Raw genomic sequence first — 14221 nt, forward strand, 5'->3', positions numbered from 1 at the left:
TATCAAATTTTAATTCAAGATTCTGTTTACTATCACTTTAGCCCTTTTTCGAAATAGAGGGATAGTTGATGAAAATCGCAATAATTCCTGCAATAGCAATGAGGATTGGATAAATTGAATACGGTAGTAGAGCGAGTGGCGAAATCGACGCAAGACCTGCTACTGCAAGCACCTGTGCCCCATATGGGAGCATGCCCTGTATACTACCTGAGAAAATATCAAGAATACTAGCAGACTTTCGTGGGTCTACCCCATATTCTTCAGAAATGTTTTTCGCAAGTGGCCCCCCCATTATGATCGAAATGGTGTTGTTAGCTGTTGATAAATCAAGCACGCTTGCGAGACCGGCGATACCAAACTCTGCTCCTCTACGAGAAGTTACTTTGCTCAGGATTTTGTCCAATACGTATTGTATTCCTCCGTTATGCTTAATGACTTCAATCATCCCTCCGATGACGAGAGCAATCATGGCAAGGTCTTCCATCCCTTTTATGCCCTCTGTAACCGTGGAGATCAGTCCACTCATTCCAAATGTTCCGTTATATAAACCTACAATCCCAGCAAATAAGGTACCACTTACAAGTACAATAAGAACATTAACACCAGCGATCGCTGCGATCAGTACACCTAAATAAGGGATAATTGTAACGAAATCAAATGCGTGATCTCCTCCAACCGTTGCTTGCTCTCCCATCGTTAAAGCACCATAAATAATGGCTGTTACGATAGCAGCTGGCAAGACTATAAAAAAGTTTACTTTGAATTTATCTTTCATTTGCGTATTTTGTGTGCGTACTGCCGCAATCGTAGTATCTGAAATCATAGAAAGATTGTCACCAAACATTGCCCCACCTATGACCGCTGATAAAGCCAGTGCTGGGGCAACTCCGGTTTGCTCTGCAATTCCAATTCCAATGGGAGCAAGTGCTACAATCGTTCCCATCGATGTACCCATCGAAATAGAAATAAAACAGCCAATGACAAACAAACCTACGATTAAAAGATTAGCCGGTAGAATTGATATACCTAAATTAACAATCGAATCTACTGCTCCAATTTTTTCAGCTGTTCCGGCAAACGCCCCAGCCAGTAAAAAGACCAAAATCATTAATATGATATTCGTATTACCTGCTCCACGACAAAACACTTCCACTTTTTTCATAAAGCTTTCTTTTCGATTCATCGAAAGAGCTACGCCCGCCGCAATTAGAGAAGCGAGAATAACAGGCATACTATAAAAGTCCTTTGTTATGATAGCTGTACCAATAAAAAGCACAATAAATATTCCAAGGGGAAGTAAAGCCAGGCCGTTCCCCTTTATTTCTTTCTCCATTATTCATGTCTCCTTCATCTTTTATTCTGTCTCAATAAAAAAAGCCCACTTCAAGAGAAGAAGGCTTTTGCACTTATCTCTCAAGATTTCTCTTGCTGGAAGCAGCACCTTTCTGATGATCAGAGGTTGCTGAAGCTTCTTTGGGCCAGGTCCCTCCACTTCTCTTAATAAGAAATATACAATTATCAATGAGCGCATGCTTCATTTTACTTTTTCATAACGAGCTTTACTTTATCACGCATTATTCTGATGAGTCAACTTTGATTAACTGCATCAAAATAAACTCCTCATCCTTAAAGGAGTTTACCTGATTAACTAGTCTGGTTCAAGCTTTGTATGACTACCAATTTTTGCAATAGATCAATCTTTATTTTCCCAAAAACCGCTCAATATCCTTCATAATCGATTCCGGTTTTTCTTCTGGTAGAAGGTGACCGGTTTTTTCATAGATGATCAGTTTAGCATTGGGGAGATCGTTACTGAGACGCTTCCCAATTTTCAACGGCACAACTCTGTCATTTTCTCCCCATATTAGTAGGCTAGGTGTATGAATTTGATTTAGTTCAACTTCTGACAAATCTCCTTCGCGATCTCGAATCATCCTAACTAATGACCGAAAGATACCCTCATTGAAGAAAGGCTGGATATATCCATCCATCATTTCTTCATCGATAAGGGAAGGATCATAAACACAATTAAGCAAATTTCCTCTGACACCTTTTCGATAAAGCCACCTTTTCAAGTATACCGAGAAAAAAGGTAAATACGATGTATACACTAGACTCTGTTTAGCCTTTTCAAGATATCCTGAACTGCACAGTAAAATATTCTTACTAACGAGATCATCTTTCATAGCCGAGGCTCTCATTGCTACTTGCCCACCCATAGAATGGCCGATCATAACAGTATGATCAATTGAAAGTCTTTCTAAAAGTTCAACCACCACTTCCGCATAATTATGATAAGAGTGGACAAAACGATTAGACTTTTCACTTTTTCCGAACGGAGGAAGATCAATGGCAACAACAGTATATCCCTTTGTTAATAATGGTATCAATCTTCTGAAGCTGAAGCTCGACGATAGAAAACCGTGAAGAAGCGTTAATACTGGCCGATCGACGGCTGTGTCATTTCTATAGTATTCATAGTGAATATCAATTCCTTTGATCTTTTCCGTATTTTGTTTAAGATTTTGAGCTAATAGCATCTTTCATCTCACTCCGGATTTTGAATTCATCTGATCTGATTTACTCTTCGTTTCTAACCAGAAAGAATGGTCTCACTTATTCAGGTTTGACTTTATACTTATTTTACCCCAATCCTGAAATGAAAAACTTTTTTTTACAACCGAGAGTATACTCCATTTTTTTCATTCTAACTCTACGTGCACAAGGTCCAGCAGCTTTATCGTTGTCCTTTTTTCATTATGGTCAATAATACGCAGTTCTTTCGTAAGTGGATCTACATAGTGCACATATCCAAAGAGAGTTTTCATTTCTCCTCCACTAAAATATTGAAAACAAAGCGAGTTGTGAATGGCCATTGCTTCACATATCGTTTCATTCATTTTCGCCATTTTTTGTTCATCAAGTACCGGCTTTTCACTTCTTTTTTCTTCGATTTTCCAATCTCTTAGCTCTTTCACATGCTCAGGTAACATCATTGATGTCCATTTTATATTTCCGCGATCACGAATCACGCTTCTTCCCCCTTCTATGCTTTATGACCACCCACAAGTTTACTTCTATGCAGTGCCGTACCGGCCTTTGTGTATGAAACGGCACGAAGCAGCGCATCTGAGCCATATTTCTCCCGGATCGAATCCATCACATATCCGAGATCCCGCTGCTTTGGGCGTGACGCATTAAATAAGTCCAACTGCACTTCTTCATCATTGCAAATATTTGAAAGGGTAATGGAAATCTTACGAACCGTTTTTCTTTCAAAAAACTCCTCAAATAACTGAAGACATACATTGTATATTTCGAGCGTAATAGCAGTCGGGCTGTGGATACTCCTTGAACGGTGAAAGCCACCCCCGCCTTCTTCTTTGCTATAACCAATCCCAAGGCTAATCGTACGCCCTGCCTTCCGGGCTTTTCTCGCACGTCTTGCAACTTCTTCACTCATCTCAAGAATGACGTGTTGAATGTCTTTTTCGTCATGGTAATCTCGTAACAAAATTTGGCTTTTCCCATAGCTAATCTGTCCCTGCATAATCGGCGCACCCATTTCAGAAAGATCGATGCCCCACGCATGATGATAGAGCTGATTTCCCATAATACCGAACTTTTCTTCTAGTAGATGTAGCGGGTAATGCGCAAGCTGCTTTACATTCATAATCCCCATGCGATTTAACGTTCGCTCGACACGCGATCCAATACCCCACATTTGACTTAGCGGGGAAAGCGGCCAGAGTTTTTTAGGAATATCTTCATAAGTCCATTCTGCAATCCCTTTTTCTTTCGCTTCCAGATCAAGACAAAGCTTTGCCATTAAAAGATTTGGCCCGATCCCTATGGCGCATGGTAATCCGAATGTCTCTCTTATTTCATTTTTGATCTTGTGAGCTACTTCAAATTTGTTTCCCCAAAGTCGTTCTGTCCCATCAACCTGCAAAAACGATTCATCAACGCTATACGTATGGATACATTCTGATGGTACATAACGATGAAAAAGCCTCGTTATTTCCATTGATTGTTTCAAATATGAAGACATTCTCGCATTAACGATACGAATGTTTTTGTTATTTGGAATTTCAAATAGTCTGCTCCCTGTTCGTATTCCAAATTCCTTTTTTAGTGCCGGAGACGCCGCCAGCACAACACTTCCCTGTCGCTCGGTATCACCAACAACCGCGAGATAGCACGTAAGTGGATCAAGCCCCATCTCTACTGCTGAACAACTTGCATAAAAACTTTTCATATCAATACATAGGATTGTTTTCTTTGGAAATTTAGAATAATCCATTTGTATCCCCCCTTCTCCTAAATGAAAGAACATTTGTTCCCTTTATGTATACCCGTATTTTAACCGAATATACGTTCCCTTTACAATAAGTACTTTCTTCCAATCATAAAACGATTCACTTAGCATCACCCTTTTCTCTAAAGTAACGAAAAAATACCGGAAGAAGAACGATAATGAACTTAACGCTATACACTCGAAAGTTAGTCATCAAAGCACATACCGATTAGAGATCCTACACTTGTTCCATTAACAGATAGGGATGTAGAAATACTCGCGCATCAATCTCTAAACGCACAGAAAAAGAACCAGTATATTCCATTTCACATGGTCATTCACGTCCTTGTTTATGAGCACACGACCTACTGAGTCTAAAGAACCAATCCCCTTTTTAATAACAGGTATATCTCCCTATAACTATATCCAAAAGGATAGGTCTTAAATATCAAAATAGTTTAAATAGTTTGAATATTAAACCTTTTATGATAATGTTAGCTCATCTTAATCACGAGGGGGATATAGAATGGGAAAGAAAAAAAATTTACTTTCAATCGGTTTATCAGTGGGGCTCGTTAGTACCATGCTCGCACCATCCTCAACATTTGCAGCAGCAGATACGAATATGAATAAAGAAACAGGAACACCTTCTTTTGTTTCAGGAAAACTAACAAAAGCAAGCTCTCAAAATGCCAATCAAGTGTTATTTGATTACTTGAACGAACAGAAAAACCTGTACAAGTTTAGTGGATCTTCTGCTAAGGATTCCTTTAAAATCCTATCAAAAGAAAAAGACGATCTTGGTTTCACGGTTTTTCGATTACAACAACTTCATGAAGGAACACCTGTTTATGGTTCAACTCAAACGGCTCATGTTGATGAAAGTGGTATTTTAACAGCCGTATCAGGTACAGTTATTCCAGACCTTGGGTCGAAGAAAGAGCTTAAAAAAGCAACAAAATTCAAGAAACAGGACGCCGTTAAAAAAGCAGAAGAAGATATCGGTTTTTCACCAGCCTATGAACAAAAACCCGAATCCAACCTTGTCGTCTATACCGAGGGAGAGTCTGCAACGTATGCTTACCATGTGACCTTGAACTTCCTCTCGCCTGAACCGGGTAACTGGCAATACATAATTGATGCAACAAGTGGTGAAGTTCTAACAAGCTTCAACGCCCTACACGAAGCAAAAAAAGAAGGAGTTGGCAAGCCAGGTGGTGGCGATAATGTTACCGGAACAATTAAGACGGCAAGTGGAACTGGTGTACTTGGTGATCAAAAAACGTTCAATACGCTCCTCTCCTCTTCAACTTATTACTTGAAAGACACTACGCGAGGTGGCGGAATCTTAACATATGATGCGGCAAATCGCACAAAACTGCCAGGCTCTTTATGGGCGGATTCGGATAACGCCTTTAACGCAAGCTATGACGCGGCGGCAGTCGACGCTCACTACTATGCAGGAGCGACGTATGATTATTATAAAGATGTCTTCAACCGAGATAGTTATGACGGAAACGGTTCACCACTAAAGTCCACCGTACATTACGGACGTAACTACAATAATGCGTTCTGGAACGGAAGCCAAATGGTCTATGGTGATGGAGATGGCTCAACTTTTGTATCCCTTTCAGGTGGTGAAGATGTAGTTGCTCATGAATTGACACACGCTGTCACTGATACAACAGCTGACTTAATTTATCAAAATGAATCAGGAGCACTGAATGAATCCATGTCTGATGTATTCGGAACGCTTGTAGAATACTACGACAGCAATAACCCTGACTGGTTAATCGGAGAAGATATTTATACACCAGGTACATCCGGGGATGCTCTTCGTTCAATGTCAGATCCATCCCAATTCGGAGACCCTGATCATTACTCTGTCCGCTATACTGGTTCTCAAGATAATGGCGGCGTTCATATCAACAGTGGCATCATGAACAAAGCAGCTTATCTGCTGAGTGAAGGCGGTACATTCTATGGCGTAACCGTATCAGGAATTGGAAAAGACAAACTCGGCGCTATTTACTACCGCACCCTTACGCAATACTTAACCGCTTCTTCAAACTTTAGTCAGATGAGAGCAGCAGCAGTACAAGCTGCAACTGATCTTTATGGAAGCGGAAGCTCAGAAGTTCAATCTGTAAAACAGGCTTTTAATGCGGTTGGAGTTCAATAGAAAGAAGTTAGGCAGGCAGCCAATGGCTACCTGTCTTTTCGTTATGTCAGGGTTTTATAAGTATTCAAACGGGTAAAAGGGTGGTGCTAGACCTTAAAAGGAGGAAGGAGGAAGGACGAATGGGAATTTTCAAAGAGGATACGCTTAAGCATGAACATGTTCTCATTACCGGAGCCACGGGTGGTATTGGATATGAAACCGCAAAGGCCGCCGTACAAGCCGGTGCTACGATTACGATAACTGGAAGAAATAAGGATAAATTAACTCAGCTGAAGCAGGAGTGCGATGAGTTAGTGGCGGAAGCAAAAGTTGCTGTTCTTCCCGCTGATTTAAACAATGAGAAAGATCGTTATACCCTTATCGAAAGTGCGATTAAATATAACGGAAGCATCACGGGGTTAGTTAACTCAGCAGGAATTGGCGGCGGCAATACGCTTGATCAATTACAAGAAGAAGATCTTCGCAAAGTAATGGAGCTAAATTATACCTCGACTGTTTTACTGACTCAACTTGTGTATAAGCGAATGCGTGAGGATAAGAAGAAAGGGGCGATTGTAAACCTCTCTTCTCTCTCAGGTCTTAGAGGAACTTTTGGTAACACGGCATATAGCGCTTCAAAGTTTGCTATAACTGGCTTCACGCAGTCGTTTGCCCACGAGGCTATCCGTGATGGAATTAGAGTTAACGCAGTATGTCCCGGCTTCGTTGATACAGAAATGGGCCGAAATAGTATTGCTTCAAAAGGGGCGAGAGAGAATAAAAGCTTTGAGGAAGAATTAAAGGCTGTAGAAGCAGCAATGCCATCTAGAAGAATTACGCAGCCTGAAGAAGTCGCCAATAGCATCATTTACCTTCTCTCAAATGCGTCAGAAAACATTATTGGCGAATCGCTCAAAATTTCAGGTGGAAGCGTTATGCGCTAGGTGCTTTGGAGAAATTATCTACAAATAAAAGATGACTCATGCTTGAAGAAAGCATGAGTCATCTTTTATTTGAGCATTCACGAAGCCATTAAGTAATACTCGCGTAGATACAAGTATCTGCTATCTGTGTTCCGTCGATCGACATATCTTCGTTTTTGAGAGTTCCTTCGAAATCATAGTCCAATCGTTCTGGAATCGCACGACTTCGCTCGTTTTCTCGATCGCATCTAATCTCGACCCTTCTGCACTTCAAGTCCTGATGTGCATATTCAGTAAGTTTCTGAACGGCCTCAGTCATATAGCCATGACCACTTTGCTTCGTAGCCACCCAATACCCAATTTCAAGCTTTGGAACATCCCATTCAATGTTATGAAACCCAGTGGATCCAACAAACTCATTTGTTTCTTTCAAAAACACCAGGAACCTTAAACTTTCACGCTTTAGGAATTTAATATGCGCCTCTCGTGTATTAATCTCTGTATCCTCAGGAGTCGGCGTTTCTCTAGCAAAGCCAAGCCAGGGCCTCAGTTCACTTATAGAAGATTGAATGGCTTGATTAACTATTTTACCATCCCCGTATTCAGGCATTCTTAACATTAATCGTTCTGTTTCAAGTACTGTTTCAATTTCCATTAAGATTGGATTCATTTCTATCCCTCCGACGTAAGTAAAGACATTCCCTCAAAAAGAAGGAGATTTACAAATAAGATGGAACAAGCGATTAACTTTTCACCTTCAACTAGAATTTGAACCGCCAATCAAGGAGATTAGCGGTTCAAATGAGATCAGAATAATTGAAATTGAGCTAACTATACTACTTTAGGATTTATCCCAAAACGGTTTTCTTCTACATCGCTATCTAAGCAAGTGAAGACCAGAATGACAATACTACCAATTAGAGGAATAAGTCCAATGAGCACCCACCAACCGCTTCTTCCAGTGTCATGCAATCTACGCACAGTTACAGCAAGCGATGGTAAAATAATGAACAATGAATAAATACTTGTCAAAAATGGGGAAATATCAGCTAGAGACTCTACTATCGTTAAGACAATAGAAAAAATAACATTAAAAAGAGTAAACATCCAATATTCTTTACGCCTTGCTCTTCCTTGGAAATTCACATAATTCTTTAATACTTTCAAATACCAGTTCATACTGCTTCTCCTTTAGCGAATAAGTTTAGTAGATTAGTACCTTTTTCATACAAAACAGTATAACATAAAGGCTAACAATATTAGGTAAACAAATCAATAATTGGATATAAAATCTGCTAATTCACTTCTCTTCTCAAAATACTCATTCTAACCCGGTCCACATACTTTCCTTCTCTATACCGATCCTCGCGCAATATTCCTTCTTCAACAAAGCCACACTGCTTGTAAGACTTGATTGCCCTACCATTATCTACTTCTACTCTTAGCCAGATCTTATTTAAACTAAGTTCCGTAAACCCTAAATGAAGCATAGCTTTTAAGGCGCTCATCCCATAACCTTTCCCCCAATAGCGTTTATCACCTATGGCAATCCCTAGCTCTGCATGACCGTTTAACTGATCAATATTCTTTAAGTCTACCCAGCCAATATGTTGACCTTCACCAGTTACAATAGCTCTTTGCTCATACCCGTTCTTTCGAGTGATGCACATTTGAATCCAGTTCATTGTTTCTTCTCGTGTAAAAGGAGGATATTTCGCCGGCATATTCAGATGCTTCGTTACGTCTCGATCCAGGCACCATTGATAGCGATCTTCAACATCTAATAGAGATAGTTCTCTAATCGTAACAAAAGGTAAGGTTTTTGTTTTCATATTCTGCTCTCCTACTTGATCGATTTTAGTGGTGCATTTCTCCCGTTGCAGAAACTTTAATCTTTATTCCCAATAACAAGCCTGAAGGTAGGGAAAACAAGTTACCATTGGCTCGGCTGGACCATACTTTATGAAGAACCAAAGAATGAAGTAATAAGACAGCATTACCCGATTTTCTTCTTGGACACCCCTTTTACCTCCTCAGATTATCTTCACTCTGTGTGAAGTTTTTTTCTATCTCCTTCACAACCGATTGATAATAAGAGACTTCATGTGGCACAAAATGAAGTTTATTGATTTTTTCATTCACGTTTATTCTCTCTTCATCGTCATTCAAGCAAAATCCTTTTACATCCACTTCATCCCGCTCTCCCAACCAAAGATCATAAAATTGATCAAAATCAGCTTGTACGATTCCAGAAACTTCTTCTTTTTGAAGTTTAAACTTCTCCAATGGCTGATTACACTCATAGAGGAAGATATTGGCGATTTCATTATCAAAAAAGTGGTCTTTTTTAATCGAAGCTTTTATGACCTTTAGCGGGGTCAATTCATTATAGGAAACACCAATTCCGAGCTCTTCCTCGACTTCCCTCACTCCGTCTTCAACAGACTCATCAGCCATTAAGTGACCAGCCGCTGTGATGTCATACAGCCCTGGAAAATCCTTTTTCCGATCACTTCGAAGCTGAAAGTAAATCTTTCTAACACCATTTTCGATCCGCACAAACCAGCATTGAAAAACCTCATGCCAGTAACCTTCTCTATGTACCTCTTCTCGAGATGCGATGCCGATCACTTCTCTATTCTCATTAAATATCCTTACTTGTTCACTTTCCATTTTACACCCTCACTTTTTATCTTTAGCTGTTTTTGTAAACATTGTTGCTGAGAGGGATTTCCGCTCCAATCAGCTCAGTGTGCTTCTTTATACAAAAATTCTTTCAAAAACAACAATCTCTGAAAAAAGAGACTTATCTTTAGCTGGATAGATAAACTTCTATTTCAGCAAAATCCTCTTCCTTATTTTAGCATTCTTACTATTGACTACAATTATTTTTTCATCAACGTTTCCATTCACATATCTAATAAGCTAGATTATTCCGAAACTTCTCTACTGTATTAATCGTATAAATGGAGGAGGGAGTGATGATTAGTATGAATCAATTATTTTTTTCGGATAACTTTTTTTTCGGCAGGAAGAACAGACATCTACAATAGCCATCGCGAGACGGTAGGGGCACTTAACCTTAGAAGCGCGTTCTCTTCTAAAGTCGAAATAGAAGACGGCAATGGAGACGTTACTATGGAGGGAGCCTTTACGTTTTTCGCTAACAAATGGATAGTTAGAAGAAAAAACGGCGATGAACTCGGTTACGTGAAGCGGGCATATTGTTTCTCTCTACGAAAGAAAGAGTGGCTCTTTCTAATGAAAACACCACTAGTGCCTATATTTTCATCATCCTCGATCCACTTAACCTTAGGCAGGGGCAAATGAACGAACGGCTCCTAGAAAAGAAACCTAAAAAAAGAAGAGCACTTTAAAAGCGCTCTTCAAACAACTCATTATTTTTGATCAAAAAACTTCCCCGCCACTTTTTCAACCACGCCTGGGGCAGTATGATAAAGTTTTGCTCCTACGTTCATCCAGCCTGGGAGATTGACTTCTCGTCGACCCTTTTCAATAGCTGCTATGATTTCCTTTGATACCTTCTCTGAAGATAACATCATTTTTTCAACATTCTTAATATAAGTCCCACTACTATCTGCTGTCTCAAAAAAGCTTGTATTAATTGGACCTGGGTTAACTGTAGTAACAAAGATGTTATGTTCCTTCATTTCCATTCTTAAACTATTCGAAAAGCCAAGCACAGCGTGCTTGGAAGCAGAATAACCGGAGGATTTTGGAGTAGCAAGTTTACCTGCCTGTGATGCTACGTTAACAATGTGTCCCTGTCTTTTTGCAATCATCCGAGGCAGCACATGAGATGTAAAGCGCATCAGTCCCAATACGTTCACATCAAACATCGCTTCAATATCTTTCATATCTGCATCTACAAAAGCATCGAATTTCCCAAATCCCGCATTATTAATTAATACGTCTATAGGTGGCATTTCCTTCAGCAAAGAAGGCAATAGTTGATCAACCCGCTTACGGTCACCTACATCCAGGCTCCATACAGCTGGAGGGTATGCTCCACTTTCTTCGATTTGCTTCTTAACGTCCATTAATTTATCTTCGGAACGAGCAACGAGGATGAGTTTAGCGCCTTTTCTAGCTAAGTCAACAGCTAGCTGTCGTCCTATACCGCTTGACGCTCCGGTGATCAGGATTACTTTGTTTTTTATTTTTTTCATTAGTTCCTCCTCTTACAGATTATACCGATAATAAGTTTGTTCTTTATCCTTTATTTTCACGATGACATTTTCCGACTCTAAATAATCTAAGTGACCAATTGTCTCTGAAAGTGTAAGGCCCACTTGCTTCTTATAAACACCTGGAAATAATTCCTTACATACTTCGAAAGCAGTTAGCGGCTGTTTTTGCAAGAGCAACGCTACTTTATCAGAGCGTTCTTCTTGCTTCCTTAGGCGCTCCTTAATTAAATCATCCGGATTTAAAATAGGCTCTCCATGTCCCGTATATACATATTGCAAATGAGCATCTAACGTTTTCCGATAAGAATCACGCTGCTGAATGAGTGGTTTTGGACGCTCTGTTCCTTTTACATAGGGCGGTTCAAGAAGCGGATTAGATGAGATTTTCTTAATAAGATGATCGCCAGCGATCATCGTTCCTGTTTCTTTATGCCATAGAGAAATATGACTTTGTGCATGACCAGGAGTTTCCATGACCGTCCATTCTGAACATCCAGGCACGGCATCCCCTTCTGATAGATGGATATCGCACTTCGCTCGATCTGTAAAAGCAAGATAATCACGCGTGTCGCGAGCATGATCAAAATACTGATCAGCCACGCCCGCTTCTCGATAGATACTTGTCATAAATGTATCATTTTCTTTCAAAAAAGAATCGCTCATTTGAAGCCAGCGATCATTTTTCCAATGTCCAAGCACACGTACTCCTCTTTCCATCATACCCCCAACCAGTCCAATGTGATCTGGATGATGATGAGTTAGTACTACTTGTTCAATATCCTCCAACGCATAACCATAATTTTTCAACTGCTTATTGAGTTCTCGCTGTGCCTCAGGTGTTCGCGGACCTGTATCTACAAGCGTCAGCACATCTCCTTTTATTAAAAAACAATTAACAGGGCCAACTGCAAATGGTGTTGGTACCGTCATTGAAAGAACGTCAGCTTTCGTTATATTCAAATTACCCGCCACCTCTACTTTTCTTTCGTTGCATGAACTAATTCTATTCTACCGCTCTTCCCTCTATTTGTCATTATAGCAAGATAATTAAATTTGAATTTTCCGACAATAGGTATTGACAATTCTCCCTGTTCGTTGCATACTATGTAAAATTAGATTGAACGTATTGGCTTTGAACGGGACTAGTAAAAGACTAGGTAAGCGTCAGAGAGAGGAATTCACCGGCTGAAAAATTCCTTCACTTCGCCTACTTTGAACCTGCCCCGGAGCCTGCTGTGAAAACACAGCCGCTTCCCACGTTACAGGGTACTTGAGGATATCGCTATGATATCAAATGAAGGTGGTACCACGGATAACGCCCATTCGTCCTTTAAATAAAGACGAATGGGCGTTTTTATATGGAAGGATGAGTAAGATGAAGAAACACACCATCGCATTCATAGGTGCCGGATCGATCACAGAAGCCATGATCGAAGGTATGATCAAAGAAAAATTTATTCATGCAAATCAAATTGTTGTGATGAACCGCTCAAACTTGGATCGCCTTAAAGAACTTAAAGACAAATACAATGTGCAAACTACACAGAACATAGAGCAGCTATTAAAGAACAATAAAGTAATCATCCTCGCCATGAAGCCTGCTGACGCAGAAACCGCCTTAAAAAATATTCAACCATATATTAATGAGAGCCATCTTATTATCTCTGTACTCGCCGGAATCACAACCTCTTATGTTGAGGAGGCTATTGGAACGTGCACACCTATCGTTCGAGCTATGCCTAACACATCAGCTATGATTGGATTATCCGCAACAGCGATTTCTCCAGGTCATTTCGCTCAGAAAGAGGACCTGTTATTTGCCGAAAACTTATTCCTTACAATCGGAAGTGTTGTACAGGTTACAGAAGATAAAATGAACGCTGTAACAGGGTTATCTGGTAGTGGCCCAGCTTATTTTTACTATATGGTTGAATGCATGGAAAAAGCTGCGATTCAAAATGGCCTAGACCCAGATACAGCACGCGAGCTGCTGCTTCAAACAATGAATGGAGCCGCAAACATGCTCCGTCGCACTAATCAATCTCCAACTTTATTAAGAGAAAAAATTACAAGTTCAGGAGGAACAACACAAGCTGGAATAACTTCTTTAAAGGAATATCAATTCGAAAGAGCAATATTGTCTTGTATTACGGACGCAACTAATAAAGCAGAAGAGCTAGGAAAAGCGTTTGAGAAACAAAAATAACTAGCTAAACTAACCCGGACATTCGTACAATGTCCGGGCAAACAAAAATAGAGCGCCATTTTAATTACTTTAAAGCCCTCTTTATCTATTTACACACTCTTCTTCTGAACAACTTCACACCTCTTTTTCAAGTGATATAAAGCCTCTTCACTGTCGAGTCCATTTGCAATAATTTTCATTGGCCCAAAATGAGTTGTTAACCGTCCCATACTTAATATACTTTTAGCATTTAATCGTCTTCCTTCAACTTCAACAATAATATAACTACTAAACTCGTTCGCACTTTTGACAAAATCCATTAAAAAGGTCATTGTCACTTTACCTGTGATCAAAACGGTTTCTTTATATACCATTGCAACATCCTCCTTAGTAATATATACAACCGTTTGCACATTTCTATATTGACACCCTCTTTGGCTATCC

14 protein-coding genes and 1 riboswitch are annotated in these 14221 nt (G+C 39.9%); of the genes, 3 read left to right on the forward strand and 11 right to left on the reverse strand.

Features of this window, described 5'->3' with window-relative positions:
• Positions 1-37 precede the first annotated feature (37 nt).
• From IQ283_RS21330 to IQ283_RS21345, 4 genes are all read right to left on the reverse strand, one after another.
• Complete coding sequence (locus IQ283_RS21330; RefSeq protein ID WP_194222049.1) at positions 38-1333, reverse strand: Na+/H+ antiporter NhaC family protein; 1296 nt, start codon at positions 1331-1333, stop codon at positions 38-40.
• A 70-nt stretch (positions 1334-1403) separates the two neighbouring features.
• A riboswitch (SAM riboswitch) is annotated at positions 1404-1507 on the reverse strand.
• 193 nt (positions 1508-1700) lie between these two features.
• Positions 1701-2540, reverse strand: coding sequence for an alpha/beta fold hydrolase (locus IQ283_RS21335; protein WP_194222050.1), 840 nt, complete (start codon positions 2538-2540; stop codon positions 1701-1703).
• Positions 2541-2702: 162 nt separating this feature from the next.
• The gene (locus IQ283_RS21340) at positions 2703-3032 is read right to left on the reverse strand and encodes a YolD-like family protein (RefSeq protein WP_194222051.1); all 330 of its coding nucleotides are present in this window, start codon (positions 3030-3032) and stop codon (positions 2703-2705) included.
• Between the two features lie 14 nt (positions 3033-3046).
• The gene (locus IQ283_RS21345; protein WP_194222052.1) at positions 3047-4303 is read right to left on the reverse strand and encodes a DNA polymerase thumb domain-containing protein; all 1257 of its coding nucleotides are present in this window, start codon (positions 4301-4303) and stop codon (positions 3047-3049) included.
• A 520-nt stretch (positions 4304-4823) separates the two neighbouring features.
• Between IQ283_RS21345 and IQ283_RS21350 the strand changes: the two genes are divergently transcribed.
• Both IQ283_RS21350 and IQ283_RS21355 read left to right on the forward strand, forming a co-directional pair.
• A complete protein-coding gene (locus tag IQ283_RS21350) occupies positions 4824-6479 on the forward strand; it encodes a M4 family metallopeptidase (protein ID WP_194222053.1) in 1656 nt (551 codons plus the stop codon).
• A 119-nt stretch (positions 6480-6598) separates the two neighbouring features.
• On the forward strand, positions 6599-7402 hold the full coding sequence (locus IQ283_RS21355) for an SDR family NAD(P)-dependent oxidoreductase (RefSeq protein ID WP_194222054.1): 804 nt from the start codon (positions 6599-6601) through the stop codon (positions 7400-7402).
• Positions 7403-7490: 88 nt separating this feature from the next.
• Here IQ283_RS21355 and IQ283_RS21360 read toward each other — a convergent pair whose 3' ends face one another.
• From IQ283_RS21360 to IQ283_RS21385, 6 genes are all read right to left on the reverse strand, one after another.
• The gene (locus IQ283_RS21360) at positions 7491-8051 is read right to left on the reverse strand and encodes a GNAT family N-acetyltransferase (RefSeq protein WP_194222055.1); all 561 of its coding nucleotides are present in this window, start codon (positions 8049-8051) and stop codon (positions 7491-7493) included.
• Between the two features lie 161 nt (positions 8052-8212).
• A complete protein-coding gene (locus IQ283_RS21365; protein ID WP_194222056.1) occupies positions 8213-8560 on the reverse strand; it encodes a DUF805 domain-containing protein in 348 nt (115 codons plus the stop codon).
• A gap of 116 nt (positions 8561-8676) precedes the next feature.
• Entirely contained in the window at positions 8677-9213 is a 537-nt protein-coding gene (locus IQ283_RS21370) for a GNAT family N-acetyltransferase (protein ID WP_194222057.1), read from the reverse strand.
• Positions 9214-9406: 193 nt separating this feature from the next.
• Positions 9407-10054 (reverse strand): NUDIX hydrolase, encoded by a 648-nt coding sequence (locus IQ283_RS21375; RefSeq protein WP_194222058.1) that lies wholly within the window; start codon positions 10052-10054, stop codon positions 9407-9409.
• Positions 10055-10779: 725 nt separating this feature from the next.
• The gene (locus IQ283_RS21380; protein WP_194222059.1) at positions 10780-11571 is read right to left on the reverse strand and encodes an SDR family NAD(P)-dependent oxidoreductase; all 792 of its coding nucleotides are present in this window, start codon (positions 11569-11571) and stop codon (positions 10780-10782) included.
• Between the two features lie 12 nt (positions 11572-11583).
• Positions 11584-12552, reverse strand: coding sequence for an MBL fold metallo-hydrolase (locus IQ283_RS21385; protein ID WP_194222060.1), 969 nt, complete (start codon positions 12550-12552; stop codon positions 11584-11586).
• A gap of 415 nt (positions 12553-12967) precedes the next feature.
• Between IQ283_RS21385 and proC the strand changes: the two genes are divergently transcribed.
• A complete protein-coding gene (gene proC / locus IQ283_RS21390) occupies positions 12968-13798 on the forward strand; it encodes a pyrroline-5-carboxylate reductase (protein ID WP_194222061.1) in 831 nt (276 codons plus the stop codon).
• An 89-nt stretch (positions 13799-13887) separates the two neighbouring features.
• Here proC and IQ283_RS21395 read toward each other — a convergent pair whose 3' ends face one another.
• A complete protein-coding gene (locus tag IQ283_RS21395) occupies positions 13888-14151 on the reverse strand; it encodes an HPr family phosphocarrier protein (RefSeq protein WP_194222062.1) in 264 nt (87 codons plus the stop codon).
• Positions 14152-14221: the final 70 nt, after the last annotated feature.

It is taken from the genome of Pseudalkalibacillus hwajinpoensis (genome assembly GCF_015234585.1).
In the GTDB taxonomy this organism is placed as follows: Bacteria; Bacillota; Bacilli; order Bacillales; family Guptibacillaceae; genus Guptibacillus; species Guptibacillus hwajinpoensis_B.

Excerpts from the sequence above, each read along its gene's own strand:
- IQ283_RS21330 (WP_194222049.1), bottom strand. The coding sequence starts at position 1,333 with ATGGAGAAAGAAATAAAGGGGAACGGCCTGGCTTTACTTCCCCTTGGA.
- IQ283_RS21335 (WP_194222050.1), bottom strand. The coding sequence starts at position 2,540 with ATGCTATTAGCTCAAAATCTTAAACAAAATACGGAAAAGATCAAAGGA.
- IQ283_RS21345 (WP_194222052.1), bottom strand. The coding sequence starts at position 4,303 with ATGGATTATTCTAAATTTCCAAAGAAAACAATCCTATGTATTGATATG.
- IQ283_RS21350 (WP_194222053.1), top strand. The coding sequence starts at position 4,824 with ATGGGAAAGAAAAAAAATTTACTTTCAATCGGTTTATCAGTGGGGCTC.
- IQ283_RS21355 (WP_194222054.1), top strand. The coding sequence starts at position 6,599 with ATGGGAATTTTCAAAGAGGATACGCTTAAGCATGAACATGTTCTCATT.
- IQ283_RS21360 (WP_194222055.1), bottom strand. The coding sequence starts at position 8,051 with ATGAATCCAATCTTAATGGAAATTGAAACAGTACTTGAAACAGAACGA.
- IQ283_RS21365 (WP_194222056.1), bottom strand. The coding sequence starts at position 8,560 with ATGAACTGGTATTTGAAAGTATTAAAGAATTATGTGAATTTCCAAGGA.
- IQ283_RS21370 (WP_194222057.1), bottom strand. The coding sequence starts at position 9,213 with ATGAAAACAAAAACCTTACCTTTTGTTACGATTAGAGAACTATCTCTA.
- IQ283_RS21375 (WP_194222058.1), bottom strand. The coding sequence starts at position 10,054 with ATGGAAAGTGAACAAGTAAGGATATTTAATGAGAATAGAGAAGTGATC.
- IQ283_RS21380 (WP_194222059.1), bottom strand. The coding sequence starts at position 11,571 with ATGAAAAAAATAAAAAACAAAGTAATCCTGATCACCGGAGCGTCAAGC.
- proC (WP_194222061.1), top strand. The coding sequence starts at position 12,968 with ATGAAGAAACACACCATCGCATTCATAGGTGCCGGATCGATCACAGAA.
- IQ283_RS21395 (WP_194222062.1), bottom strand. The coding sequence starts at position 14,151 with ATGGTATATAAAGAAACCGTTTTGATCACAGGTAAAGTGACAATGACC.